The 24,791-nt window shown below is 71.2% G+C and carries 22 protein-coding genes, 1 tRNA gene and 1 other RNA gene; 11 read left to right on the top strand and 13 right to left on the bottom strand.

The features are described 5' to 3' along the window. The first annotated feature begins 37 nt into the window (after positions 1-37). Positions 38-1,516, top strand: a complete 1,479-nt coding sequence (gene sucB / locus ACFVTH_RS14860; RefSeq protein WP_387092453.1) for a 2-oxoglutarate dehydrogenase, E2 component, dihydrolipoamide succinyltransferase — start codon at positions 38-40, stop codon at positions 1,514-1,516. Here the strand turns inward: sucB and ACFVTH_RS14855 are convergent. Further along, positions 1,513-3,165, bottom strand: coding sequence for a hypothetical protein (locus tag ACFVTH_RS14855; protein ID WP_387092451.1), 1,653 nt, complete (start codon positions 3,163-3,165; stop codon positions 1,513-1,515). The two genes, sucB and ACFVTH_RS14855, sit on opposite strands and share 4 nt — an antisense overlap. A gap of 107 nt (positions 3,166-3,272) precedes the next feature. Here ACFVTH_RS14855 and lipB point away from each other — a divergent pair, with 107 nt between their 5' ends. The 3 genes from lipB (at position 3,273) to ACFVTH_RS14840 (ending at position 5,699) form a co-directional block, all read left to right on the top strand. Continuing rightward, entirely contained in the window at positions 3,273-3,914 is a 642-nt protein-coding gene (lipB, locus tag ACFVTH_RS14850) for a lipoyl(octanoyl) transferase LipB (RefSeq protein WP_387092448.1), read from the top strand. Further along, the gene (lipA, locus tag ACFVTH_RS14845) at positions 3,911-4,900 is read left to right on the top strand and encodes a lipoyl synthase (RefSeq protein ID WP_387092446.1); all 990 of its coding nucleotides are present in this window, start codon (positions 3,911-3,913) and stop codon (positions 4,898-4,900) included. The genes lipB and lipA overlap by 4 nt, the downstream gene beginning before the upstream one ends. An 85-nt stretch (positions 4,901-4,985) precedes the next feature. Continuing rightward, positions 4,986-5,699 (top strand): DUF4191 domain-containing protein, encoded by a 714-nt coding sequence (locus ACFVTH_RS14840; RefSeq protein WP_387092444.1) that lies wholly within the window; start codon positions 4,986-4,988, stop codon positions 5,697-5,699. Positions 5,700-5,795: 96 nt separating this feature from the next. Here the strand turns inward: ACFVTH_RS14840 and ACFVTH_RS14835 are convergent, their stop codons facing one another. Beyond that, the gene (locus tag ACFVTH_RS14835) at positions 5,796-6,233 is read right to left on the bottom strand and encodes an RDD family protein (RefSeq protein WP_387093646.1); all 438 of its coding nucleotides are present in this window, start codon (positions 6,231-6,233) and stop codon (positions 5,796-5,798) included. Between the two features lie 136 nt (positions 6,234-6,369). On the opposite strand from ACFVTH_RS14835, the gene glnA (ACFVTH_RS14830) reads away from it, so the two are divergent. Further along, positions 6,370-7,794: a type I glutamate--ammonia ligase gene (gene glnA / locus ACFVTH_RS14830; RefSeq protein WP_387092441.1), complete on the top strand. Its 1,425-nt coding sequence runs from the start codon at positions 6,370-6,372 to the stop codon at positions 7,792-7,794. A 98-nt stretch (positions 7,795-7,892) separates the two neighbouring features. Here glnA (ACFVTH_RS14830) and ACFVTH_RS14825 read toward each other — a convergent pair whose 3' ends face one another. The 3 genes from ACFVTH_RS14825 to glnA (ACFVTH_RS14815) all read right to left on the bottom strand — a co-directional run bounded on the left by ACFVTH_RS14825 (position 7,893) and on the right by glnA (ACFVTH_RS14815) (position 12,842). Continuing rightward, complete coding sequence (locus tag ACFVTH_RS14825; protein WP_387092438.1) at positions 7,893-8,354, bottom strand: hypothetical protein; 462 nt, start codon at positions 8,352-8,354, stop codon at positions 7,893-7,895. 133 nt (positions 8,355-8,487) lie between these two features. Next, positions 8,488-11,496 carry a bifunctional [glutamine synthetase] adenylyltransferase/[glutamine synthetase]-adenylyl-L-tyrosine phosphorylase gene (locus ACFVTH_RS14820; RefSeq protein WP_387092436.1) on the bottom strand — a complete coding sequence of 1,003 codons (3,009 nt, stop codon included), beginning with the start codon at positions 11,494-11,496 and terminating at the stop codon, positions 8,488-8,490. An 8-nt stretch (positions 11,497-11,504) separates the two neighbouring features. Continuing rightward, complete coding sequence (gene glnA / locus ACFVTH_RS14815; RefSeq protein WP_157424467.1) at positions 11,505-12,842, bottom strand: type I glutamate--ammonia ligase; 1,338 nt, start codon at positions 12,840-12,842, stop codon at positions 11,505-11,507. Positions 12,843-12,941: 99 nt separating this feature from the next. Between glnA (ACFVTH_RS14815) and panB the strand changes: the two genes are divergently transcribed. Then, entirely contained in the window at positions 12,942-13,823 is an 882-nt protein-coding gene (gene panB / locus ACFVTH_RS14810; protein WP_387092433.1) for a 3-methyl-2-oxobutanoate hydroxymethyltransferase, read from the top strand. Between the two features lie 24 nt (positions 13,824-13,847). Here panB and ACFVTH_RS14805 read toward each other — a convergent pair whose 3' ends face one another. Continuing rightward, entirely contained in the window at positions 13,848-14,033 is a 186-nt protein-coding gene (locus ACFVTH_RS14805) for an SPOR domain-containing protein (protein WP_387092431.1), read from the bottom strand. A gap of 11 nt (positions 14,034-14,044) precedes the next feature. Between ACFVTH_RS14805 and map the strand changes: the two genes are divergently transcribed. Both map and ppgK read left to right on the top strand, forming a co-directional pair. Then, positions 14,045-14,908: a type I methionyl aminopeptidase gene (map, locus tag ACFVTH_RS14800; protein WP_387092428.1), complete on the top strand. Its 864-nt coding sequence runs from the start codon at positions 14,045-14,047 to the stop codon at positions 14,906-14,908. A gap of 42 nt (positions 14,909-14,950) precedes the next feature. Next, entirely contained in the window at positions 14,951-15,703 is a 753-nt protein-coding gene (gene ppgK, locus ACFVTH_RS14795) for a polyphosphate--glucose phosphotransferase (RefSeq protein WP_387092426.1), read from the top strand. A 3-nt stretch (positions 15,704-15,706) separates the two neighbouring features. Here the strand turns inward: ppgK and rnpB are convergent. The 5 genes from rnpB to ACFVTH_RS14770 all read right to left on the bottom strand — a co-directional run bounded on the left by rnpB (position 15,707) and on the right by ACFVTH_RS14770 (position 19,260). Next, an RNA gene (gene rnpB, locus ACFVTH_RS14790) (RNase P RNA component class A) lies at positions 15,707-16,084 on the bottom strand. Positions 16,085-16,104: 20 nt separating this feature from the next. After that, the gene (locus ACFVTH_RS14785) at positions 16,105-16,842 is read right to left on the bottom strand and encodes a zinc ribbon domain-containing protein (protein ID WP_387092423.1); all 738 of its coding nucleotides are present in this window, start codon (positions 16,840-16,842) and stop codon (positions 16,105-16,107) included. A gap of 37 nt (positions 16,843-16,879) precedes the next feature. Beyond that, a complete protein-coding gene (locus ACFVTH_RS14780) occupies positions 16,880-17,698 on the bottom strand; it encodes a Nif3-like dinuclear metal center hexameric protein (protein WP_387092420.1) in 819 nt (272 codons plus the stop codon). 66 nt (positions 17,699-17,764) lie between these two features. Then, a complete protein-coding gene (locus ACFVTH_RS14775) occupies positions 17,765-18,790 on the bottom strand; it encodes an NADP-dependent oxidoreductase (protein WP_387092417.1) in 1,026 nt (341 codons plus the stop codon). An 80-nt stretch (positions 18,791-18,870) separates the two neighbouring features. Continuing rightward, complete coding sequence (locus tag ACFVTH_RS14770; protein ID WP_387092414.1) at positions 18,871-19,260, bottom strand: DUF1304 domain-containing protein; 390 nt, start codon at positions 19,258-19,260, stop codon at positions 18,871-18,873. Between the two features lie 104 nt (positions 19,261-19,364). Here ACFVTH_RS14770 and ACFVTH_RS14765 point away from each other — a divergent pair, with 104 nt between their 5' ends. Continuing rightward, positions 19,365-19,952, top strand: coding sequence for a TetR/AcrR family transcriptional regulator (locus ACFVTH_RS14765; RefSeq protein WP_387092411.1), 588 nt, complete (start codon positions 19,365-19,367; stop codon positions 19,950-19,952). Positions 19,953-19,991: 39 nt separating this feature from the next. On the opposite strand, the gene ACFVTH_RS14760 is transcribed toward ACFVTH_RS14765, so the two are convergent. Both ACFVTH_RS14760 and ACFVTH_RS14755 read right to left on the bottom strand, forming a co-directional pair. Next, a tRNA-Val gene (locus ACFVTH_RS14760) sits at positions 19,992-20,064 on the bottom strand. A 67-nt stretch (positions 20,065-20,131) separates the two neighbouring features. Beyond that, entirely contained in the window at positions 20,132-20,599 is a 468-nt protein-coding gene (locus ACFVTH_RS14755; protein WP_387092408.1) for a peroxiredoxin, read from the bottom strand. Between the two features lie 169 nt (positions 20,600-20,768). Between ACFVTH_RS14755 and aceE the strand changes: the two genes are divergently transcribed. Next, positions 20,769-23,495 (top strand): pyruvate dehydrogenase (acetyl-transferring), homodimeric type, encoded by a 2,727-nt coding sequence (gene aceE / locus ACFVTH_RS14750; protein ID WP_387092406.1) that lies wholly within the window; start codon positions 20,769-20,771, stop codon positions 23,493-23,495. A gap of 11 nt (positions 23,496-23,506) precedes the next feature. Next, positions 23,507-24,715 (top strand): PucR family transcriptional regulator, encoded by a 1,209-nt coding sequence (locus ACFVTH_RS14745; RefSeq protein ID WP_387092403.1) that lies wholly within the window; start codon positions 23,507-23,509, stop codon positions 24,713-24,715. Positions 24,716-24,791: the final 76 nt, after the last annotated feature.

Genomic DNA, 24,791 nt, shown 5'->3' with positions numbered 1-24,791 from the left:
CTAGAAAGCGTTCCCACGCTGTGAAGGAGACAAGCGCATGAGCGAATCCGTCAGCCTCCCGGCACTCGGTGAGAGTGTCACTGAAGGCACGGTCACCCGCTGGCTGAAGAATGTCGGCGACCGTGTCGAGGTCGACGAGCCGCTGCTCGAGGTCTCGACCGACAAGGTCGACACCGAGATCCCGTCGCCCGTCGCGGGTGTCATCGAGGCGATCCTCGTCCAGGAGGACGAGACCGTCGAGGTCGGCACCGCGCTCGTGACGATCGGCGACGGCTCCGGCGCTGCCGCACCCGAGGCCGCGGCACCCGAGGCGGCGGCTCCCGCACCCTCGGAGGCTCCGGCCGCCGAGGCCCCGCCCGCTCCCGCAGAGCCGGTCGCCGCGCCGCCCGCTCCCGCGCCCGAGCCCGCCGCCGCACCCGCTGCCCCGGCACCCGCGCCCGAGCCCGCCGCCGCACCCGCTGCTCCGGCACCCGCGCCCGAGCCCGCCGCCGCACCCGCGGCTCCGGCTCCGGCTCCGGCTCCCGAGCCTGCCGCGGCACCTGCGGCTCCCGCTCCCGAGCCGGCAGCACCGGCCGCGCCCGCCGCTGCTCCCGCGCCCACCGCGGGCGCCCACGCGGGCCCCTCGGGCTACGTCACCCCGATCGTCCGCAAGCTGGCGAACGAGCAGGGCGTCGACCTCGCCAGCGTCACGGGCACCGGCGTCGGCGGCCGCATCCGCAAGCAGGACGTGATCTCGGCGCAGGCGGCTCCGGCTGCTGCCGCGGCCGCTCCCGCCGCGCGCACCCCGCTCGAGACCTCCCCGCTGCGCGGCACCACCGTTCCGATGACGCGCCTGCGCAAGGTCGTCGCCGAGCGCGCCGTCGTCTCGATGACGTCGACGGCGCAGCTCACCACTGTCGTCGAGGTCGACGTCACGCGCGTCGCCCGCTTCCGCGACCGCGTGAAGGGCGACTTCCTCGCGAAGACCGGCAACAAGCTCTCCTTCCTGCCGTTCTTCGCCCTGGCTGCGGCCGAGGCGCTGCGCGCGTACCCGATCATCAACTCGACGGTCGACGGCGACAGCATCGTCTACCCGCCGCAGGAGAACATGAGCATCGCGGTCGACACCGAGCGCGGCCTGCTCACGCCGGTCATCCGCAATGCGGGTGAGCTCGACATCGCCGGCCTCGCCGCGCAGATCGCCGACCTCGCCGACCGCACGCGCAACAACCAGCTGAAGCCCGACGAGCTCGCGGGCGGCACGTTCACCCTCACGAACACCGGTTCGCGCGGCGCCCTGTTCGACACGCCCGTCGTGTTCCTGCCGCAGTCGGCGATCCTCGGCACCGGCATCGTCGTCAAGCGGCCGGTCGTCGTCAGCCAGGACGGCGCCGACGCGATCGCCGTCCGCTCGATGGTCTACCTCGCCCTGTCGTACGACCACCGCATCATCGACGGAGCCGACGCCGCGCGCTTCCTCACGGCGGTCAAGGATCGCCTCGAAGAGGGCGCGTTCGACGCCGACCTCGGCATCTAGTCGAAGAGTTCTCGAAGACGCCAACCGGCCTCGCCCCTCATCACGAGGAGCGAGGCCGGTTCGCGTTCGGGATCGGCGTACGGCACGGTCATGAGCACGGCATCCCCCATCTCCGCCGCGATCGCGACCGCGTCGAGCGCGAAGGCGCCCGGTGCGATCGGGTCCCCTTCGCGCGCACCCGAGAGCGCAGCGAGGTCGGCCCGCTCGATCGCGGAACCGGCTTGGTCGACCTGCTCGAGGCAGGCGGCGTCGAGGGTGCCGAGGCAGTCCTCGCGGAGCGCGAGCAGCGCCCTGGTCGCGCCGATCGGGTCGGCTTCGCTCGCGGCGCCGCCGGGAGCCTGCGCCTCGGCCGCCGTCGCGCCCTCGGGGACGTGGTCTTCGGCGGACTCCACCGCGGTCTCGCCGGGCCCACCTGCCGCGGCGTCGTCGGTGCCGGGCCCGTCGGCCGCAGCAGTCGACGCCGACGCGCCGGCCTCCACCTCGCCGGCGCCGCCCGCTGAGCCCGTGTCGGCCGGAGGCACGAGTGCGAGCAGGAGCACCAGCGCGGCACCGCCCGCGAGGGCTGCGACGAGCACGGCCCGTCGGCGTGCGGCGAGAGCACGCCGCAGGCGCGCGGCGAGCGACGTCACGGGGCCGACGTCGGCGAGGCGGGCCCCGTGCTCGAACGCGTCCGCCGGCAGCTGAGCGAGGGCCGCGAGCGTTCGGAGCATGCCGGGGCGAGCTGATGGCTCGGGAGCACTCGCCGGTGTCGCGGCGTCGAGCGGCGAGACGGGCTCCGGCCCACCCCCGTGGCCGCCGTCGTCGACCTCGCCGGTGCCGGGCGGCCGGGTCCACGACGATGAGTGCGCAGTACCCGCGAGGACGCCACGGACGGGCGACGCGGCGGCCGACTCGAACAGCGTGCGCTCGAGCAGCGCTTCACTGCGGACGAACGGACGCGCGGCGGCGGCGTCGCGGATCGCGGCGACGGCTCGGTCGAGGCTGCCCTGGGGTCGCGTCGCCTCCGCCACGACGGCGACGAGCTGGGACAGCGCGGCATGGCCCTCACGGAGCAGTTCGGTACGCTCGATCGCGCTCGACACCTCGTCGAGCCGTCGGACTGCGCCGAGCCCGATGAGCCTCGGCCGACCGACCCCGTCGATCAGCACGTCGTTGGGGGCGAGCCTCGTGTGCACGAAGCCGGCCTCGGCGAGCCCGGCGACCGCGACCGCGATGGGCGCGAGTATGGTGACCGCCTCCCCCGGCTCGAGTGCCCGCTCGGTGAGCAGCCTCGCGAGCGTGGGACCGCCGACCCGCTCGACGGCGAGCACGCAGCGGCCGTCGTCGAGTGCGGTGACATCGACGAGCGCAGGGAGGGTGCCCGTGGCATCCGCCGTCATCGCCGAGATCTCGACCGAGACGCGCGCGTCGTCGCACCCCGCCTCGTAGATGCGCAGGGCGACCGGCGCCGCCGGAGACGACCCGCTCTCAACGGGATGGAGGCTGCTCGCGAGGTAGACCCCGGCGCGATCGCCCGAGGCGAGGCGACGGAGGAGTCGATAGCCCGAGATGACCGCGCGGCCGTCGCCGAGCGGGGCCGCGGGCGCCGGCACGAGGTCTGGGCGGGAACGAGGAGCCCCGGCCGAGCGGCTGCGCGAGTGACGTCTCATCCCAGAACTCTGCTCGCCGAGCGCCGTCCTGACGTCGCCTGCGGGCGGATCGGGCGGGCTGCGGTGCCGGGATCAGCTGTGGAGGACGAGTCGCCTAGACTGGCCGAATGCTCGACATCGTCGTCACGGGGCTAAGCGCCAACTCCGTGCCGTACATCGAGGGTCTCGACCTTCAGCGCGCCGTCCATCGCGCGGTCGTCGCGGGCGAACGCCCCGACACCGTCCTCCTCCTGGAGCACCCCTCCGTCTACACCGCCGGGAAGCGAACCTCTCCCGACGAGCGGCCGACCGACGGAACCCCCGTCATCGACGTCGACCGCGGCGGCAAGATCACCTGGCACGGTCCGGGCCAGCTCGTGGGGTACCCGATCATCCACCTCGCCGAGCCGATCGACGTGGTCGGCTACGTCCGCCGCCTCGAGGGCGTCCTCATCGACGTCCTGCGCGAGCTCGGCGTCGACGGCCGACGCGTCGACGGCCGATCCGGCGTCTGGGTGGGTGACCCCGGCCTCGAGGACAAGATCGCGGCCATCGGCATCCGCGTCGCCGACGGCGTCACGATGCACGGCTTCGCGCTCAACTGCTCGAACTCGCTCGAGCCGTACGATCGGATCGTCGCCTGCGGCATCCGCGACGCCGGCGTGACGACCGTCAGCCGCGAGGCGGGCCGCACGATCACACCGGCCGACCTCGTCGACGCCGTGAGCGACCGCCTCCGCCTCGAGTTCGAGGCGGCGATCGCCGCATGAGCACCGCTCCCGAGGGACGCAGGATGCTGCGCCTCGAAGTCCGCAATGCCCAGACGCCGATCGAACGCAAGCCCGAGTGGATCAAGACCCGGGCGAAGATGGGCCCCGAGTACCGTGCGCTGCAGTCGCTCGTGAAGAGCGAAGAGCTGCACACGGTCTGCCAGGAGGCCGGCTGCCCGAACATCTACGAGTGCTGGGAGGACCGCGAGGCGACCTTCCTCATCGGAGGTTCGCAGTGCACCCGTCGCTGCGACTTCTGCCAGATCGACACCGGTAAGCCGGCCGACTTCGACGCCGACGAGCCGCGCCGCGTCGGCGAGTCGGTCGTGCGCATGCAGCTGCGCTACTCGACCGTGACGGGCGTCGCCCGCGACGACCTGCCCGATGGCGGGGCGTGGCTCTACGCGGAGACGATCCGCGAGATCCACCGCCAGTCCCCCGGCACCGGCGTCGAGATCCTCGTGCCCGACTTCAACGGCGAGCCCGAGCTCCTGCGTGAGGTGTTCGACGCCCGGCCCGAGGTCTTCGCGCACAACGTCGAGACGGTGCCGCGCATCTTCAAGCGCATCCGCCCGGCCTTCCGCTACGAGCGATCGCTCGACGTGATCACCCAGGGCCGCGACGCGGGGCTCATCACGAAGTCCAACCTCATCCTCGGCATGGGCGAGGAACGCGAGGAGGTCTCGCAGGCTCTCCGCGACCTCCACGACGCGGGCACCGACATCATCACGGTGACCCAGTACCTGCGTCCGAGCCCGCGCCACCTCCCGGTCGCGCGCTGGGTGCGCCCCGAGGAGTTCCTGGAGATCAAGGCCGAGGCCGAGGAGATCGGCTTCCTCGGCGTGCTGGCGGGCCCCCTGGTGCGCTCGTCGTACCGCGCCGGCCGGCTCTGGGCGCAGTCGATGCGGGCGAAGGGCCGAGAGCTCCCCGACGAGCTCGCCCACCTCGCCGACGCATCGCTCGGGTTCGCGCAGGCCGTCGGCTGATCCGGCGCCGCGGGTAACCGGCCTGCTCGGAACGCGACGTCCCACGCGGTCCGAGCAGGCCCCCGCCGCCGGTATCCTTGGAACCATGGCACGCACCAAGGACGCATCGAAGGCTCAGAAGGAGCCCGGCCGCCTCAAGCAGATGTGGCAGGTCTTCCAGATGACCCGCCGCTACGACTCGACCGCGCAGTGGCTGATGCTCCTGGCGTTCCTCGGGCCGATCATCGTCGGTCTCGCGCTCGCACTGCTGCTCAGCGAGGGCAACGGCTTCACCATCGCCCTCTGGATCGTCGCCGGCGTCCTCGCGGGTCTCCTCCTCGCGCTCGTGGTGCTCGGCCGTCGTGCCGAGCGCGCCGCTTACTCGCAGATCGACGGCCAGCCGGGCGCCGTGGGCGCGGTGCTGCGCAGTGGCCTGCGCGGCAGCTGGGTGGGCAACGAGATGCCGGTCGCCGTCAACGGCAAGACCCAGGACGCGGTGTACCGCGCGGTCGGCCGCGGCGGCGTCGCGCTGATCAGCGAGGGCCCCGTGAGCCGCACGCAGCGCATGCTCGACGACGAGCAGCGCAAGGTCGCGCGCGTGCTTCCGAACGTGCCCATCACGCTCATCTCGGTGGGGCACGACGAGGGCTCGATCGAGCTCTACCGTCTGCCCGCGACGCTCCGCAAGACGAAGAAGGCGCTCACGAAGCCCGAGGTCCTCGCCGTCTCGAACCGGCTCAACTCCCTCCAGATGGCACTGCCGATCCCGAAGGGCATCGACCCGATGAAGGCCCGGCCGCAGCGCGGCAAGATGCGCTGAGCGCACGACTTCGGCCACGCGGCATCCGTCTCGACTCGACGGGTGCCGCGTTCGTCGTTGCAGCGCGAGGGCGGCGGGCGGATGCCTCGTCGCAGGCTACGACCGGATGAGCACCGTGCGGGCGACCTTGTCGTGGAAGCCGCGCTGGTCGGAGTCCCAGACGAGTGCGGGGATCACGAGGAGCAGCAGGCCCGTGCGCACGATCGGGCGGACGAAGCCGACCCAGCCGCCCTCGACGGCGACGACGTGCATGCCGAGCAGACGGTGGCCGGGGCTGCCCCCGATCGTCGGGATGAAGACGATCTGCAGCACCGCGAACACGAGCGGCGTGACCCACGTGTAGGCGACCGACTCGTAGGGCGTCACGAGCAGCGAGAGCAGCATCGCGCTGCCCCAGTCGAGCAGGAGCGCCGCGATGCGACGGCCGGCGCGAGCGACCGAACCACGCCCCGTGTCGGGGAGCCCGAGTCGTTCGCCGGGCCAGCGACTCGGTTCGAGATCGCCGAATGTCTGAGGTTTCGCGTCGGGCACCAGATGATTCTACCGAAGCCGTCCCGGCGTAACATGGCCGAAACATTCCGGTCATGGTCGGGAAACGGCGCGCGGATAGCGTCGCTCGTGGCTGTGCAAGACCGTTCCGCTAACCCGCCCCCGTTGGAGACGCCGAAACATGTTCACTGATTCGTCCGAAGTCCTCAAGTTCATCAAGGAGACGGATGTCAAGTTCCTCGACATCCGCTTCACCGACCTCCCGGGCGTGCAGCAGCACTTCAACATCCCGGCCTCGACGGTCGACGAGGAGTTCTTCACGGTCGGCCAGCTCTTCGACGGCTCCTCGATCCGCGGCTTCGCGAACATCCACGAGTCCGACATGCAGCTCATCCCCGATGTGACGACCGCGTACATCGACCAGTTCCGCGCCGAGCGCACGCTCGTCATGGTCTTCGACATCTACAACCCGCGCAACGGCGAGATCTACTCGAAGGACCCGCGCCAGGTCGCCAAGAAGGCCGAGAAGTACCTCGCGTCGACCGGCATCGCCGACACCGCCTACTTCGCTCCCGAGGCCGAGTTCTACATCTTCGACGACGTTCGCTACGAGATCAACCAGCACTCGAGCTTCTACTCCGTCGACTCCGAGGAGGGCGCCTGGAACAGCGGCCGCACGGAGGACGGCGGCAACCTCGGCAACAAGACGCCGTTCAAGGGCGGCTACTTCCCCGTCAGCCCGGTCGACAAGACGGCGGACCTGCGCGACGACATCTCGCTCAAGCTCATCGAGGCGGGCTTCCACCTCGAGCGTTCGCACCACGAGGTGGGCACCGGCGGACAGCAGGAGATCAACTACCGCTTCGACACGATGGTGCACGCGGCCGACGACATCCTGAAGTTCAAGTACATCGTCAAGAACACCGCCGACCAGTGGGGCAAGACGGCGACCTTCATGCCGAAGCCGCTCTTCGGCGACAACGGCTCGGGCATGCACACCCACCAGTCACTCTGGAACGACGGCAAGCCGCTGTTCTACGACGAGGCCGGTTACGGCGGGCTCAGCGACATCGCGCGCTGGTACATCGGCGGCCTGCTGAAGCACGCGCCCGCCGTGCTCGCCTTCACGAACCCGAGCGTCAACTCGTTCCGCCGCCTCGTGCCCGGCTTCGAGGCGCCCGTCAACCTCGTGTACTCGGCCGGCAACCGCTCGGCGTGCATCCGCATCCCGATCACCGGCACCAACCCGAAGGCCAAGCGCATCGAGTTCCGCGTGCCCGACGGCGCGAGCAACCCCTACCTCGCCTTCGCGGCCCAGCTCATGGCCGGCCTCGACGGCATCAAGAACCGGATCGAGCCGCACGAGCCGGTCGACAAGGACCTCTACGAGCTCCCGCCCGAGGAGGCCAAGGCGATCCCGCAGCTGCCGGGCTCGCTCGGCGAGGCGCTCGACGCGCTCGAGGCCGACCACGACTTCCTCCTCGAGGGCGGCGTGTTCACCAAGGAGCTCATCGAGACCTGGATCGACTACAAGCGCGAGAAGGAGCTCAAGCCCCTCGCCCAGCGCCCGCACCCGTTCGAGTTCGAGCTCTACTACGGCGTCTGATCACCCCGCAGCCCCCTGCTGCTCCGGAAGGGCCGTCCCGCGCATGCGGGGCGGCCCTTCCGCCGTTCGGGATGCGACGTGCTCGGCCGCAGCGCGGCTCAGATGCTCGTGCCGCGCGACGCCGCCCACGCGACGGCTCGGGGACCGAGCGCCCTGAGGTGCGGCCACGGACGGTGACCGGAGCGCTCGTACCTCGCTTCGATGAAGGGCTCCGCCTTCGTCCAGGTGCGGGCGAGCACGTCGCCCCACTCCTCGAGCGCGAGCTCCTCGCTGATGTACCGCCGGTTGACGTACATCGCGAAGACGTCGAACATCGCGAGCGAGCGGTTGATCTGCTGGTACCCGTCGAGGTCCTCGTCCTGGATGGTGCCGAGTCGACTCTCGTCGAGCACGTGCAGACGTCGCCGTCCCTCCTGCAGCTCGGGTTCGATGAGCGTCCGGTGCAGGTTGAGGAAGAGATCCCGACGATCCTTCGCACGTTGCAGCACGTACGAGAGCAGCGAGAATCCGAATGCGGCGATGGAGATGGCGAGGGCGATCGCGCCGGGGATGTCTGACATTGCCGTGAGCCTATCGGCGCGCCGTCGCCGTGCGCACGACCCCAGCTCGGGGCGTTCACGTCGTGCGAGCCGCGTCGCGAGCCGGATGCCACGGGTCGGCCCGGCGGCATCCGGCCGCCGACGAGGTCGACGGTCAGACGGTGGGTTCGCGCTTCGGCTCGAGCCCGTAGAACCCGCGCTCGAACACCGCGCGGGCGCGTCGGGTGAGCTGGAGGTAGTCGTGCTCGAGCTGGGTCGCCGAGCCGGCCGGATAGCCCATGATGCGCGCGACGCCCTCGAGCTGCGAGCGCTCGACGGGCAGGACGTCGGTCGTGCGGTCGAGCCAGAGCGTGAGCGCGGAGCGGGCGCGGGACGAGAACACCCAGGCGGCGCGCAGGGTCTCGGCGTCGTCGGCCTCGACGAGGCCGGCCGCGGTCGCCGCCTCGAGCGCGCCGAGCGTCGAGGTCGTGCGGAGCGCGGCGATGTCGGCGGCGTGCTGCAGCTGCACGAGCTGCACGAACCACTCCACGTCGGAGATCGATCCGCGACCGAGCTTCAGGTGGCGGGTCGGGTCGGCGCCCTGCGGCAGGCGCTCGTTCTCGACGCGGGCCTTGATGCGCTTGACCTCGCGCACCGCCTGCTCGGCGATCTCACGGGGATAGCGAACGGTGTCGGCGAGCTCGGTGAAGTCGGCGATGAGCGGCGCATCGCCGGCCACGCCGCGGGCGCGCAGGAGCGCCTGCGCCTCCCAGGTGAGCGACCAGCGCGAGTAGTACGCGCGATACGCGTCGAGCGAGCGGGCCACGACCCCGTTGCGCCCCTCGGGCCGGAGGTCGGCATCGAGCTCGAAGGGCAGGCGTGCGTCCTCGGAGAGGCGCACGAGCTCGCTCACGATGCGGAGGGCGCGCGAGTGCGCGGCATCGGCCTCGGCTCCCTGCAGCCGGTACACGTAGATGATGTCGGCGTCGGAGCCGATGCCGAGCTCGCGCCCGCCGAAGCGCCCCATGCCGATCACGGCGAACTCGATGCCGTCGGGCTCGTCGCCCCGGATCGCGGAGACGAGCGCGGCGATGTGGTTCTCGGCGAGGTCGCTGAGCCCGTGGCCGAGCTCCTCCACGGTGCAGACGTCGAGGATGCCGGCGAGGGCCAGGCGCAGCATCTCGCGGCGGCGGATGGCACGGAAGATCTTCGCGGCGTCGTCGGGTTGTTCATGACGGCGGAGCACCGCGCGGGTCTCGTCCTGGAGGGCGGCGAGCGAGCGGGGCCGCAGCTCCTCGAGATCCTCGAGCCACGCGACGGCCTCGGGGGCGCGCTCGAGCAGCTCGGCCGCATAGCGGGAACCCGAGAGCACGCGAGTGAGGCGGAGCGCTGCGTCGGACGAGTCGCGCAGCAGACGGAGGTACCAGTGCGTCGTGCCGAGCGTGTCGCTCAGGCGCCGGAACGAGAGCAGGCCGAAGTCGGGGTCGGTGCCCTCTGCGAACCACGAGATCAGCACCGGCATGAGATGCCGCTGGATCGTCGCGCGACGCGAGAGGCCCGAGGTGAGCGCGGCGATGTGCGCGAGCGCCCCGCGCGGGTCGCGGAACCCGATCGCGGCGAGGCGGGCCTCCGCATGGGCGCTCGTCAGCTCGAGACCCGACGCGGGCAGGGCGGCGACGGCCGACAGCAGCGGCCGGTAGAAGAGCCGCTGATGGAGGCCCCGCACGCGTTGCCGGGTCGTCTGCCAGACGCGGGTGAGCTCAGCGGCGTCGCGCCCGAGTCCGGACGCCCGTGCGAGGACGCGGAGGCGATCGGCGTCGCGCGGCATCAAGTGGGTCCGGCGCAGGCGTTCGAGCTGAAGCCGGTGCTCGAGCACCCGGAGCACGCGGTAGTCGCGCGAGAACTCCCCCGCCTCCTCGCGGCCGACGTAGCCGCCCTCGGCGAGGGCGGTGAGCGCGAGCAGGGTGCCACCCTGCCGGATCGATTCGTCGCTCGCGCCGTGCACGAGCTGCAGCAGCTGCACCGTGAACTCGATGTCGCGGAGACCGCCGGGGCCGAGCTTCACCTGCACGTCGACCTCGTCAGCGGGAATGTGCTCGGTGACCCGCTCGCGCATGCGCTGCACGGACTCGACGAAGCCCTCGCGGCTCGAGCTCGACCACACCATGGGCGCGACACCGGCGATGTACCGTCCGCCGAGCTCGAGGTCGCCTGCGAGCGGGCGGGCCTTCAGCAGCGCCTGGAACTCCCAGCTCTTCGCCCAGCGCTCGTAGTACTGGAGGTGCGACTCGAGGGTGCGTACGAGCGCGCCGTCCTTGCCCTCGGGGCGGAGGTTCGGGTCGACCTCCCAGAGCGGCGGCTCGATGCCGGGTTCGCCGATCAGGCGCATCGCGACCATGGCGATGCGGGTGGCGATCTCGATCGCACGCGGCGTCGACACGACGGCGTCGTCCGCCGACTCGCCGACGAAGATGACGTCGACGTCGCTGACGTAGTTCAGTTCGCGGGCGCCCGCCTTGCCCATGCCGATGATCGCCAGCCGGGTCGCCTCGACCTCGGCGGCCGGGTAGCGCCCGGGTGCCGCCGGAGCGCCCTCGCCGCGGGAGACGATGCGACGCGCCCCCGCGACCGCCGCGTCGAGGGCAGCGCCGGCGAGGTCGGCGAGGCCTGCGGCCACGACGTCGACGGCGTCGACGGCGTCGTGCCGGGTGAGGTCGTAGACCGCGACGCCCGTGAGCAGGCGCCGGTACCGCGCACGGATCGCGGCGGCGACGGCATCGGGATCGGCGGCCCCCGGGGTCTCGTCGACGGCCGCGAGGAGCAGGCCGCGTGCCTCGGCGGACGTCGGCGGCGGCATCGGCACCGCACGCAGCAGTGCGATCTCGGCGGGATGCCGACTCAGGAACTCGGCGAGCCCACGCGAGGCGCCGACGAGCCGCGCGAGGCGTTCGGCCGCCGCGGGCTCGGCGAGCACCGCGACGAGTTCGGCGGGAGCACGGTCATGGAGCCGCTCGAGCTCGGCGAGGGCGGAATCGGGGTCGGCCGCGGTGCCGAGCGCCTCGAGCAGGGTCTCGCCGTCGACACCGGTCGCCTCCGCGAGCCTGCCGAGGCCGGCCGCCGCCCGGTCGAGGTCATCGAAGCCCGCCCGCGCGAGCCGACCGAGCGTCGGAGCCTGTCGAGACACGTCGCGGGTCAGAGGATCTCGAGGTTGCGCTGCAGCTCGAACGGCGTGACCTGCGAACGATAGTCGCGCCACTCCGCCCGCTTGTTCGCCAGCACGTAGTTGTAGACCTGCTCGCCCAGCGTCTCGGCGACGAGCTCCGAGCCCTCCATGTACTCGATCGCGTGATCGAGGCTCGCCGGCAGCGGGTTGTACCCGAGCGCGCGACGCTCGCTGTCGGTGAGGGCCCAGACGTCGTCCTCAGCCTCGGGCGGCAGCTCGTAGCCCTCCTCGATGCCCTTCATGCCGGCCGCGAGCAGCAGCGAGAACGCGAGGTAGGGATTGGCCGCCGAGTCGATGGCGCGGTACTCGACGCGGGCGCTCTGACCCTTGTTGGGCTTGTAGAGCGGAACGCGCACGAGCGCGGAGCGGTTGTTGTGGCCCCAGCAGATGAAGCTCGGCGCCTCGTCGCCGCCCCAGAGGCGCTTGTACGAGTTCACGAACTGGTTCGTGACGGCCGAGATCTCGTTCGCGTGGCGAAGAAGGCCGGCGATGAAGTGACGGCCGATCTTCGAGAGCTGGTACTGGGCGCCGGGCTCGTAGAAGGCGTTCGTGTCGCCCTCGAAGAGCGACAAGTGGGTGTGCATGCCCGAACCCGGGTACTGCGAGAAGGGCTTCGGCATGAACGTGGCGTAGACGCCCTGTTCGATGGCGACCTCCTTCACGACCGTACGGAAGGTCATGATGTTGTCGGCCGTCGTCAGCGCGTCCGCGTAGCGGAGGTCGATCTCGTTCTGGCCCGGCCCCGCCTCGTGGTGGCTGAACTCGACCGAGATGCCCAGGTCTTCGAGCATGCGCACCGAGCGCCGGCGGAAGTCGTGGGCGGTGCCGCCGGGCACGTTGTCGAAGTAGCCGGCCGAGTCGACGGGGATGGGGCCGTCCTCGCCGAACTTCGACGAGCGCAGCAGGTAGAACTCGATCTCGGGGTGCGTGTAGAACGTGAATCCGCGGTCGGCGGCCCGCTCGAGCGTGCGCTTCAGCACGTTGCGCGGGTCGGCCACGGCCGGCTCTCCGTCGGGCGTCGTGATGTCGCAGAACATGCGACCGGTGGGGTCGATGTCGCCGCGCCAGGGCAGCGTCTGGAACGTCGACGGGTCGGGGTAGGCCAGAAGGTCGGACTCGAAGGTGCGGCTGAGCCCCTCGATGGCGGAGCCGTCGAAGCCGATGCCCTCGGTGAAGGCCCCTTCGACCTCGGCGGGGGCGATCGCGACCGACTTCAGGGTGCCGACGACGTCGGTGAACCAGAGCCTGACGAACTTGACGCCCCGCTCCTCGATCGTGCGAAGAACGAAGTCACGCTGCTTATCCATCCACACCCTCTCTCGCACCCTCCAGCGTACTGGCTCGTACCCCCCTCACCGCGACGTTCGGCGCCCGGATGCCTCGACCGCGTGTGCGAGGATGGCGGCATGTCAGGCGAGCCCACGACCGCAGCATCCGACGACCAGCCCGTTGAGCAGAACCCGTACGGCGGCGCACCGACGCCCGGGGCGCCGAAGCGGGTGCGGACGAGGCACTTCCAGAACGCGAAGCGCGACGGCATCAAGATCACGGGCCTCACGAGCTACGACCAGCTCACCGCGCGCATCTTCGACGAAGCGGGCATCGACTTCCTCCTCGTCGGCGATTCCGCCGGCAACAACGTGCTGGGCTACGAAACCACGCTTCCGGTGACGGTCGACGACCTGATCCCGCTGACCCGCGCGGTCGCGGGGGCCGTGAAGCGCGCCTTCGTCGTCGCCGACATGCCCTTCGGCTCATACGAGAACGGCCCCGAGGAGGCGCTGCACACCGCGGTGCGCTTCATGAAGGAGACCGGCGCCCACGCCGTCAAGCTCGAGGGCGGCGAGCGCAGCCAGAAGCAGATCCGCCGCATCGTCGGCGCCGGCATCCCGGTCATGGCGCACATCGGCTACACGCCGCAGAGCGAGCACGGGCTCGGCGGCCACGTCATCCAGGGCCGCGGCGATGCGGTGAAGCAGCTGCTCGCCGACGCGCAGGCCATCCAGGACGCGGGCGCCTTCGCCGTCGTCCTCGAGATGGTGCCCGCCGACGCCGCGCGCCAGGTGACCGAGCTCCTCGACATCCCGACGATCAGCGTCGGCGCCGGCCCCCACACCGACGGCCAGCTGCTCGTCTGGACCGACTGGGCGGGCCTCACGATCGGCCGCGTGCCGAAGTTCGTGAAGCAGTACGCCGATCTCTCGGGCATCCTGAGCGGCGCGGCGAAGGCCTGGCGCGACGACGTCGAGTCGGGCAGCTACCCGAGCGCCGAGCACTCGTACGAGTAGGCGCCGCGGCCGGGCGCCGACACGTCAGCTCTCCTCGGCGTCCTCCTCGGCCCACTTCGCGCTGTTCGCCCGCAGGATCTCGAGCGCCCGCTCGGCCTCCGCGTGCGTCTCGAAGGGGCCGACCCGATCGACCGACGGCGAGACGAAACCCTGCTCGACCTCGCCGGTCTTCAGGTTGTACCAGTACCGGTGCTCGATGTCCTCGGCCATAGGCTGATCCTATGCCCAAGGACGCCTCCGGCCACCTGTTCCCCGGCCGACTGTCACCGAACCGCGCCGTCCCGGCGTCGATCGCCCGGCCCGAGTACGTCGGCCGCGCCGCGCCGTCGGCGAACCGCGACGGCGACCGCTACTCCCCCGACGAGGTCGAGCGCATCCGTGCGGCCGGGCGCGTCGCCGCAGGCGCCATCGAGGCAGCGGCTGCCGCGATCCGACCGGGCGTCACGACCGACGAACTCGACCGCATTGCGCACGAATACGTCGTCTCGCACGGCGCGTACCCGTCGACGCTCGGCTACCGCGGCTACCCGAAATCGAGCTGCACCTCGGTCAACGAGGTGATCTGCCACGGCATCCCCGACGACACGGTGCTCGCCGACGGCGACCTCGTGAACCTCGACGTCACCGCGTACCTCGACGGCATGCACGGCGACCTCAACCACACCTTCCTCGTCGGCGAGGCGAGCGAGGAGGCGTCGCTCCTCGTCGAGCGCACGCGCGAGGCGCTCGCGCGAGGCATCCGCGCCGTCGCCCCCGGCCGCCAGGTGAACGTCATCGGGCGCGCGATCGAGGCGTACGCGAAGCGCTTCGGGTACGGCGTCGTTCGCGACTACACGGGCCACGGAGTGGGCCGCACCTTCCACACCGGACTCGTCATCCCCCACTTCGACGACCCGGGCGCGACGACCGTGATCGAACCGGGCATGGTGTTCACGATCGAGCCGATGCTGACCCTCGGCGGCATCGAGTGGGACGTCTGGGCCGACGACTGGACGGTGGTGACCCGCGACCGCTCGCTCACCGCGCAGTTCGAGCACACCCTCGTCGTCACCGAGCGCGGCGCCGAGATCCTGACCCTGCCCTGAGCCTCGACGGCCGCCCCGCCCGCTCGGGATAGTGTGAACCGCATGAGCACGGAACTCGCGATCGGCATCGACATCGGCGGCACGGGCATCAAGGGGGCCGTCGTCGACCTCCGCGCGGGCGAGCTCGTCTCCGACCGCATCAAGGTGAAGACCCCCGAGGGCGGTCGGCCCGACGACATCCTCGCGGCGACGGAGGAATTGCTCACGAGGCTCGCGGCCGACTTCGACGACTCGCTCCCCCTCGGCGTCTGCTTCCCGGCGATCGTGAAGCGCGGGCGCACGCTCTCGGCGGCGAACATCTCGCACGAGTGGATCGGCCTGCCCGCCGAAGAGCTCTTCGAGCAGACGTTCGGCCGCGAGATCCACTTCATCAACGACGCGGATGCCGCCGGCTACGCCGAGTCGCGCTACGGCGCGGCGGTCGACGCCGACGGGCTCGTCATCCTCACCACGCTCGGCACCGGCATCGGCTCGGCCTTCCTCTACGACGGCGTGCTCGTGCCGAACACCGAGCTCGGGCACATCGAGCTCGACGGGCTCGAGGCCGAGAAGCGGGCGGCCTACTCGGCGATGGAGCGCGAGGACCTCGACTGGGCGCAGTGGTCGGAGCGGCTGCAGCGCTTCTACGCGCACGTCGAGTTCATCTTCTCGCCCGACCTGTTCGTCGTGGGCGGCGGCGTCTCGAAGCACCACGAGCAGTTCCTGCCGCTGCTCGAGCTGAAGACGCCGATCGTGCCGGCGGTGCACCGCAACAACGCGGGCATCCTCGGTGCCGCGTCGCTCGCGGCGAAGTAAGGGCGAGCGGGCCGGCTGATACGCCGGGTTCTGTTCACCGGGCGCTTGCGCGACACCGGCTGGACGGCCATCTCTCTCGGGGACACGTTGCCGTGACCCTCCAGCGGCCTACCCGGGAACGGGACGGGCAGCCCCATCGTTCCCTGTCTGGCCTTGCTCCGGACGAGGTTTACCGAGCCGACCGCGTCACCGCGGCCGCTGGTGGGCTCTTACCCCACCGTTTCACCCTTACCCGGCGCTCGCGCACCGGGCGGTCTGCTTTCTGTGGCACTGTCTCGCGGGTTGCCCCGGGTGGGTGTTACCCACCGTCCTGCCCTGTGGAGCCCGGACGTTCCTCGGCGCACGATCGGAACCGTGCGACGCGACCGTCTTGCCGACCCACTCGCCCCTGCAGTCTACCGTCAGAGGCCCGACTCGTCGGTGCGCACGAGGATGCGGTCGCACTCGGGGCACTGCACGACGTCGTCGGGCGCCGAACGCCGCACCGACTCGAGGTCGGAGCCGGTCAGGGTCATCGTGCAGCCGCCGCAGGTGCGCTGGCGGAGCAGGGCCGCACCGACGCCGGCGCCCTTGGCGCGACGCTGCTCGTAGAAGGCGAGCAGCACGGCGGGGACGCCGGCCGCGACGACCTCGCGGTCGCGCTCGGTCTGCTCGCGCTCGACCGCGAGCGTGCCGGCGGCTTCGTCGCGCTCGGCCTCGAGCGCGGTCACCTCGGTGACGATCGCGGCACGCTGGAGGTCGATGCTCGACACCGCGACCTCGGCCTCCTCGACGCGCTCCATGACCACGAGCTCTTGGTCCTCCAGGTCGGAACGGCGCTTCGCGAGCGAGGCGAGCTCGGCCTCGAGCGCCGTGACGTCCTTCACTGAGGAGGTGTGCTGCAGCCGCTCGCTGTCGCGGGTCATACGCGCCTCGACGAGCGCGACGTCGGACTCGAGGCGGGCGAGCTCGGCCTTCGCGTCCTCGAGGACGCCGACGGCCTCGGCGCGGGTGCCGCGCACCGCGGTGTCCCGCTGGGCGAGCTCGGCGAGCGGGGCGGTCTGCGGCAGCGCGCCCAACCGGTGCGCGAGCTGCGCCAGGCGGGTGTCGATCGACTGCAGGCGCAGCAGTTCCTGCTGCTCGGCGGGGCTGGCCTTCACGTGGTGCTCCTCGAGGGGGTCGGGGTGGAAGAAGTCATCATTGCACGACCTGGAAGTCCCAGGGGTCGGTGCGGATCTCGCTCACCGCGACCTCGACCCCGGGTAGCGCCGCGCGCAGCTCGGCGGCCGCAGTGTCGAGCCACAGCCATTCGCTGGCCCAGTGCGAGACGTCGACGAGCGCGGGGCCGCCGCCGACGAGCGCCTGCTCGCGCGCCTCTGAGGCGGGGTGGTGGCGCAGGTCGGCGGTGACGTAGACGTCGGCGGCACGCACGAGCGGGTGGCCGAGCAGCGAGTCGCCGGCGCCGCCGCACACCGCGACGGTCTCGACGGGGTCGTCGAAGCCGCCCGCGACGCGGACGCCGGTCGCGGTCGGCGGCAGCAGCTCGGCGAGGTGGCGGGCGAGGCGGCCGAGCGTGGTCGGCTCGCCGAGCCGGCCCACGCGTCCGATGCCGGTCGCGCCGTCGTCGGATGCCTCGATGGGCTGCGTCTCGACGAGCCCGAGCCGCTCGGCGAGCACCGCCGAGGTGCCCGTCGCGACGACGTCGGCGTTCGTGTGCGCCGCGAGCAGCGCGCAGTCGGCGCGGATGAGCTTGGCGAGGAGCGCGCCCTTGTAGCGGTCTTCGGCGACGCTCGTCACGCCGCGGAGCAGCAGCGGGTGGTGCGCGATCAGGAGATCGGCGCCCTGGTCGACGGCCTCGTCGACCGTCGCGGCCACGGCGTCGACCGCGAGCAGGATGCGCTGGACGGGAGCGTCGAACGCTCCGGAGACGAGCCCCGAGGCATCCCACGGCTCGGTGCCCGATGCCGGCCACAGCCGTTCGGTGACGGCGAGGACATCGGCGAGCTGCTGGGGCACCCGTCAAGCCTAGCGTCGGGCCCCCGCGGCGACGAGCGACCCGGCCGCCGGGCCGGCGGCGTCTCGTCAGGCGGGTGCGCCGCCGACGCGCACGAGCATCTTGCCCGTATTGGCGCCGCGCATCATCGCGAGGAAGGCGTCGACCGTGTGCTCGATGCCGTCGACGACCGTCTCGTCGTACGCGATGCGGCCCTCGGCGAACCAGCCCGTCATCCGTTCGGTGAACTCGGGCGCCAGGTGCAGGTACGCCGCGAGGGTGAACCCGGTGACCGTGAGGCCGCGGGTGATGATGTTCGCCAGGTTGTCCGGCCCCGGCACCCGCTCGGTGCTGTTATAGCCGGCGATGGCGCCGCAGAGCGCGAGCCGCCCGCCGTCGTTCATCACGTCGAGCGCCGCCTCGAGGTGGTCGCCGCCGACGTTGTCGAAGAAGACGTCGACCCCCTCGGGCGCGAGCGCGGCGAGCTGCTCGCGCACCGGGGCATCCTTGTAGACGAACGCCGCGTCGTAGCCGTACTTCTCGGTGAGCAGGGCCGCCTTCTCCGCGGTGCCGGCCGATCCGATCACCCGCTTCGCGCCGAGGAGCTTCGCGATCTGTCCGACGGCGGTGCCGACGGCTCCGGCCGCACCCGAGACGAAGACGGTGTCGCCCTCCCGCAGACCGGCGATGGCGGTGAGACCGACGTAGGCCGTCAGTCCCGTCATGCCGAGGATGTGCAGCCGGAGCGACGACGGCACGCCGGGCACCTCGGGCACCGCCCGGAAGGACGCCGCCGGCGCCTGGACGGAGTCGGCCCACCCGTGCTGGTGCAGCACCACGGTGCCCACCGGCAGCTGCTCGGCCGACGAGGCGACCACGCGACCGATCGCGCCGCCGGCGATCACCTCGCCGAGTGCGTAGGGCGCGACGTAGCTGCGCACGTCGTTCATCCGCCCGCGCATGTACGGGTCGACGGAGACGAACTCGTTGGACACGCGCACCTCCCCCGGCGAGAGCTCGGGGTGCACGACGGTGACCGTGCGGAAGTCGTCGTGCGTCGGCCAGCCCTGCGGGCGGCGCGCGAGGTGGATCTGCGTGCTGGTGGAGTTGCTCATGGCTCTTCTCTGCGAATGCTGCGAGGGCAGGTCGGGTCGGGCGGTGGGAAGTCTGAGATCGGTCGGACGGTCGGCTCGCGTCAGATCGCGAGTCCGATCGCGAGCGCGAGGACGCCGAGCGCGGGGATGACCCCCTGCTTGAGCGCCGCGCCGGCCTTGTCGGGGCTCGACAGCAGCAGGACGAGGCTCGCGGCGACCATCGAGCCGGCGCCGGTGAAGACGAGGGTCGCGCCGATCGTCGCATCGCCGACGGCGAAGAACACGATGCCGAGCACGACTGCGACGGCCAGGAAGAGGTTGTAGAACCCCTGGTTGAACGCGAGCTCCTGCTGCACGGCGGCCTGTTCGACCGTGCCGGTGCCGAAGATCGCCCTGGCTCGCTTGCTCGTCCAGGCGATGGACTCGAGATAGAAGATGAAGACGTGCACGAGCGCCGCGATGCCGGCGAGCACGAGTCCCGCGATGACCATGTGGGGAGTCCTTTCGAAGCGGCGGGGTGCCGACGATGATTACTGTACCGTTCGATCCAATATATACTGGACCGACCGGTACGCAAATCGAGATGGGGTCGCCGATGGGACGCACGCAGACGTTCGACACGGGCGACGTCGTGCGCGCCGCACGCGCGGTGTTCTGGGAGCACGGCTTCGAGAGCGCGGCGCTGCCCGAGCTCGAGCGGGTCACCGGGCTCAGCCGATCGAGCATCTACCACGCGTTCGGCTCCAAGCGGGGCCTGTTCGACGCAGCGGTCGACAGCTACCTCGACGAGGTGATCCGCCCCCGGCTCGCGCCGCTGACCGCCGACCCGGTCGCCCCGACCGCACTCGAGGAGTACCTGACGGGCCTGCGCGGGGCGCTGACACGGCACGACACGCTGCCGGCATCGAGCGGTTGCCTCCTCGTCAACGCCTCCGCCTCCCCCATCGGGCACGACGACGCCGTCGCGCGCACGATCGCCTCGTACCGGGCGGAGTTGCGCGCGGCGTTCGGCAACGGCGTTCGAGCGCGCGTCGGCGCCGCGACGCCCGATGAGCAGCGGCTCCTCGCCGACATCTGCACCGGGCTCGTCATCTCGGCCTTCGCGTCGGTGCGCGTCGACCCCGAGGCCGCGATCGGATACCTCGACAACGCGAGGGCCCTGATCGCCGCGCACTCCGACTGACAGGCGACGTCGACGACGGGGCGGCGAGAACGTAGGGGGTGGGCCCTGCCGGGCTCGAACCGACGACATCCACGGTGTAAACGTGGCGCTCTACCAACTGAGCTAAAGGCCCGTCGCGTGTGCGACGCATCCGCAATGCTATCGTGGGCGGCGCTCCGCCGCGGGCACGAGCAGCCCGCTCAGCCCGCGCGCAGCAGCTCGAGCGCCGTGCGGTACTGCTCGATCGAGCGCGGCTCACCGGGTCCTGTCTCGAACGCCGCGCGGACCACACCCGCCTCGTCGATGACGAAGGTCGCACGGGCCGCGTAGCCGCGGTCCTCGCCGAATGCGTCGTACGTCCTCGCGACCTCGCCGTGCGGCCAGAAGTCGGCGAGCAGCGGGAACTCATAGCCCTGCTCCTCGGCCCACGCGCGCAGCGCGAACTTCGAGTCGACCGAGATGCCGACGAGCTGAACGCCTGCATCGTCGAACATCGCGAGTTCGTCGCGCAGTGCGTTCAGCTCACCCTGACACGTGCGGGAGAAGGCCAGGGGGAAGAAGACGAGCACGACCGGTTTCCCGGCCAAGAGCTCGGCCAGCCGGACCGTGCGGCCGAGGTGGTCGACGAGTTCGAAGTCGGGGGCGGGAGCACCGATCTGCAGCGGCATCCGATCTCTTCTCTGCTTTGTGGGAAGGCTGAGCGAAGCCACAGCCGACCGAGCCGAAACGTTGTGCGAATGTCACTAGTATGGCCAAGTGTGATCGGTCGAAACCCGGCCGTTCGTCGTGCGCGCAGCACCCCGCGCGCCGTAGATCTGCCGTAGAGAAAGGTCGAGTGTGACTGTCAACGACCAGGACCCTTACTCCGTCGAGGCGATGGACGCCGATCCCGAGGAGACGAGCGAGTGGGCCGAATCCCTTGACGCCCTCGTCGCCGAGAAGGGCCACCAGCGCGGGCGCGAGATCATGCTCAGCCTGCTCAAGCGCTCGAAGGAGCTCCACCTCGGCGTGCCGATGGTGCCGACGACCGACTACCTGAACACCATCGCGCCCGAGAACGAGCCCGAGTTCCCCGGTGATGAAGACATCGAGCGCCGCTATCGCGCCTGGCTCCGCTGGAACGCCGCCATCCTCGTGCACCGGGCGCAGCGCCCCGGCATCGCCGTCGGCGGCCACATCTCCACCTACGCGGGCGCCGCCTCGCTCTACGAGGTCGGGCTCAACCACTTCTTCCGCGGCCAGGACCACCCCGGCGGCGGCGACCAGATCTTCTTCCAGGGCCACGCCTCCCCCGGCATGTACGCTCGTGCCTTCCTCGAGGGTCGCTTCGACGGGAACGACCTCGACGGCTTCCGCCAGGAGAAGTCGCGTGCCCCGCACGGCCTCTCGAGCTACCCGCACCCGCGCCTCATGCCCGAGTTCTGGCAGTTCCCGACCGTGTCGATGGGCCTCGGCCCGATCAACGCGATCTACCAGGCGCAGCTCAACAAGTACCTCACCAACCGCGGCATCAAGGACGCCTCCGACCAGCAGGTCTGGGCGTTCCTCGGCGACGGCGAGATGGACGAGGTCGAGAGCCGCGGCCAGCTCCAGGTCGCCGCGAACGAGGGCCTCGACAACCTCAACTTCGTGATCAACTGCAACCTCCAGCGCCTCGACGGCCCGGTGCGCGGCAACGGCAAGATCATCCAGGAGCTCGAGAGCTTCTTCCGCGGCGCCGGCTGGAACGTCATCAAGGTCGTCTGGGGCCGCGAGTGGGACGACCTGCTCGCGCGCGACCACGACGGCGCACTCCGCAACCTGATGAACGTCACCCCCGACGGCGACTACCAGACCTACAAGACCGAGTCGGGCGCCTACGTGCGCGAGAACTTCTTCGGTCGCGACCCGCGGGCGCTCGAGCTCGTCTCGCACCTCAGCGACGACGAGGTCTGGGGCCTCAAGCGCGGCGGCCACGACTACCGCAAGATCTACGCGGCGTTCAAGGCGGCCACCGAGCACAAGGGCCAGCCCACGGTCATCCTCGCGAAGACCATCAAGGGGTACGGCCTCGGCAAGTCCTTCGAGGGGCGCAATGCGACGCACCAGATGAAGAAGATGACGCTCGACAACCTCAAGACCTTCCGCGACGAGATGCGCATCCCGATCTCCGACGCGCAGCTCGAGGAGAACCCGTACCTTCCGCCGTACTACCACCCCGGCCAGGACGACGAGGCGATCCAGTACCTGCAGGAGCGCCGTCGCGAGCTCGGCGGCTACGTGCCCGAGCGTCGCGCGAAGCACGTCGCGCTCAGCCTGCCCGACGACTCGACCTACGCGATCGCGAAGAAGGGCTCGGGCACGCAGGAGATCGCCACGACGATGGCCTTCGTGCGCCTGCTGAAGGACCTCATCCGCTCGAAGGACTTCGGCCACCGCATCGTGCCGATCATCCCCGACGAGGCGCGCACCTTCGGCATCGACGCGTTCTTCCCGACCGCCAAGATCTACAACCCGAACGGCCAGCACTACACCTCGGTCGACCGCGAGCTCCTGCTCGCGTACAAGGAGAGCCCCCAGGGGCAGATCGTCCACGTCGGCATCAACGAGGCCGGTGCGTTCGCCGCGTTCACGAACATCGGCACCTCGTACGCCACGCAGGGCGAGCCCCTCATTCCCGTGTACGTCTTCTACTCGATGTTCGGCTTCCAGCGCACGGGCGACGCGATGTGGGCGGCCGGCGACCAGATGGCGCGCGGATTCATCATCGGTGCGACCGCCGGACGCACCACCCTCACGGGCGAGGGCCTCCAGCACGCCGACGGCCACTCGCCGCTGCTCGCCTCGACGAACCCCGCGGTCGTCTCGTACGACCCCGCCTACGGCTACGAGATCGGGCACATCATGCGTGCCGGCCTCGAGCGCATGTACGGCGGCAGCCACGCCGACCCGAACGTCATGTACTACCTCACGGTGTACAACGAGCCGATCGTGCAGCCCGCCGAGCCCGAGGGGGTCGACGTCGACGGCCTCCTCCGCGGCATCCACCGTCTCTCCGAGTCGGGCGTCGCCGGGCCCAAGGCCCAGCTGCTCGCCTCCGGCGTCGCGGTGCCGTGGATCCTCGAGGCGCAGCAGCTCCTCGCGGACGACTGGGGCGTGTCGGCCGACGTCTGGTCGGTCACCAGCTGGTCCGAGCTGCGCCGCGACGGCCTCGCCGCCGACGAGCACAACTTCCTGAACCCCGACGCCGAGCGTCGCGTCTCGTACCTGACGCAGAAGCTCGCGGGGGCCCGCGGCCCGTTCGTCGGCGTCTCCGACTACATGCACGCGGTGCCCGACCAGATCCGCGCCTACGTGCCCGGCCAGTACGCGACGCTCGGCGCCGACGACTTCGGGTTCTCCGACACGCGTCCGGCCGCGCGCCGCTACTTCAAGATCGACGGCCCGTCGGTGGTCGTCCGCACGCTCGAGCTCCTCGCCGAGCGCGGCGAGGTCGACCGTGCGCTGCCCGCGCAGGCGATCGAGAAGTACCGGCTGCACGACGTGAACGCCGGCACGACCGGATCGGCCGGCGGCGAGAGCTAGCGGGCGACGAGGTGGCGACGAAGCCGAAGACGAAGGCGGAGACGCTCGCGTGGTTGCGGACCATCGCGGGCGAGCTCGCGACCGCGACGCTCAAGCGACTCGAGGACACGTTGCCGTGGTACGGCGACATGCCCCCGAGCCGCCGCTCCGCCGTCGGCCTCGTCGCCCAGGCCGGCATCTCCTCGTTCATCGCGTGGTTCGACGACCCTCGATCGACGCCCTGGATCGCCGCCGACGTGTTCGGCGCGGCTCCGCGCGAGCTGCTGCGATCGGTGAGCCTGCAGCAGACGCTGCAGCTCATCAGGGTGACGGTCGAGGTCGTCGAGGACCGCGTGAAGGACGGCGGCGAGCCGCTCCGCGAGGCGATCCTGCTCTACTCGCGGGAGATCGCCTTCGCCGCGGCCGACGTCTACGCGCGCGCCGCCGAGGCGCGCGGCCTCTGGGACGCCCGCCTCGAGGCGCTCGTCGTCGACTCGATCCTCTCGGGCGAGGCCGACGACGAGCTGCCCAGCCGGATCGCCGCGCTCGGCTGGCACGGGCACGGCGAGGTCGCGGTGCTCGTGGGCACGGCGCCGAAGCAGCTCGACGTCGACCACGTGCGACGCGCGGCCCGGCACATGCACGCCGACGTGCTCATCGGCGTGCAGGGCAACCGGCTCGTGCTCGTCATCGGACGGGCCGACCCGCTCGCCCGCGAGGCGGACGAGTCGATCGGCACCGCGCCGGCGCTCACCTTCATGGAGATCGCCGCGCAGCTCGAACCGCACTTCGGCCCGGGGCACCTCGTGCTCGGGCACGCGGTGCCGAACCTCGTCGACGCGTCGAAGAGCGCGAAGGCCGCCCTCGCGGGCTTCGCCGTCGCCCGATCCTGGCGCCACGCGCCGCGGCCGGTGCACGCCGACGACCTGCTGCCCGAGCGCGCCCTCGCGGGCGACCCGCTCGCCCGTGCGACCCTCGTCCACCGCATCTACCGCCCGCTGCGCGCGCACTCGACCGAGCTGCTCACCACGCTGTGGAGCTACCTCGACAACGGCCGCTCGCTCGAGGCGACGGCCCGCGAGCTGTTCGTGCACCCGAACACCGTGCGATACCGCCTGAAGCGCGTCTCCGACGTCATCGGGTGGGACGCGACGGGTGCCCGTGAGGCGCTCATCCTGCAGTCGGCCCTCATCATCGGCTCGATGAGCGATCACGAGCACAGCACGCCGCGACGCCCCTGATCGCACCCTCGGGCCGATCGCGCCGCTCGGGCCGATCGAGCCCACCGCGTCCGCGCCGCTGTGTCGTCAGCACAAG

Origin of the sequence: Agromyces sp. NPDC058104 (assembly GCF_042884835.1) — a bacterium.
Classification (GTDB): domain Bacteria; phylum Actinomycetota; class Actinomycetes; order Actinomycetales; family Microbacteriaceae; genus Agromyces.
This window is presented reverse-complemented; position numbering and strand designations above follow the sequence as displayed.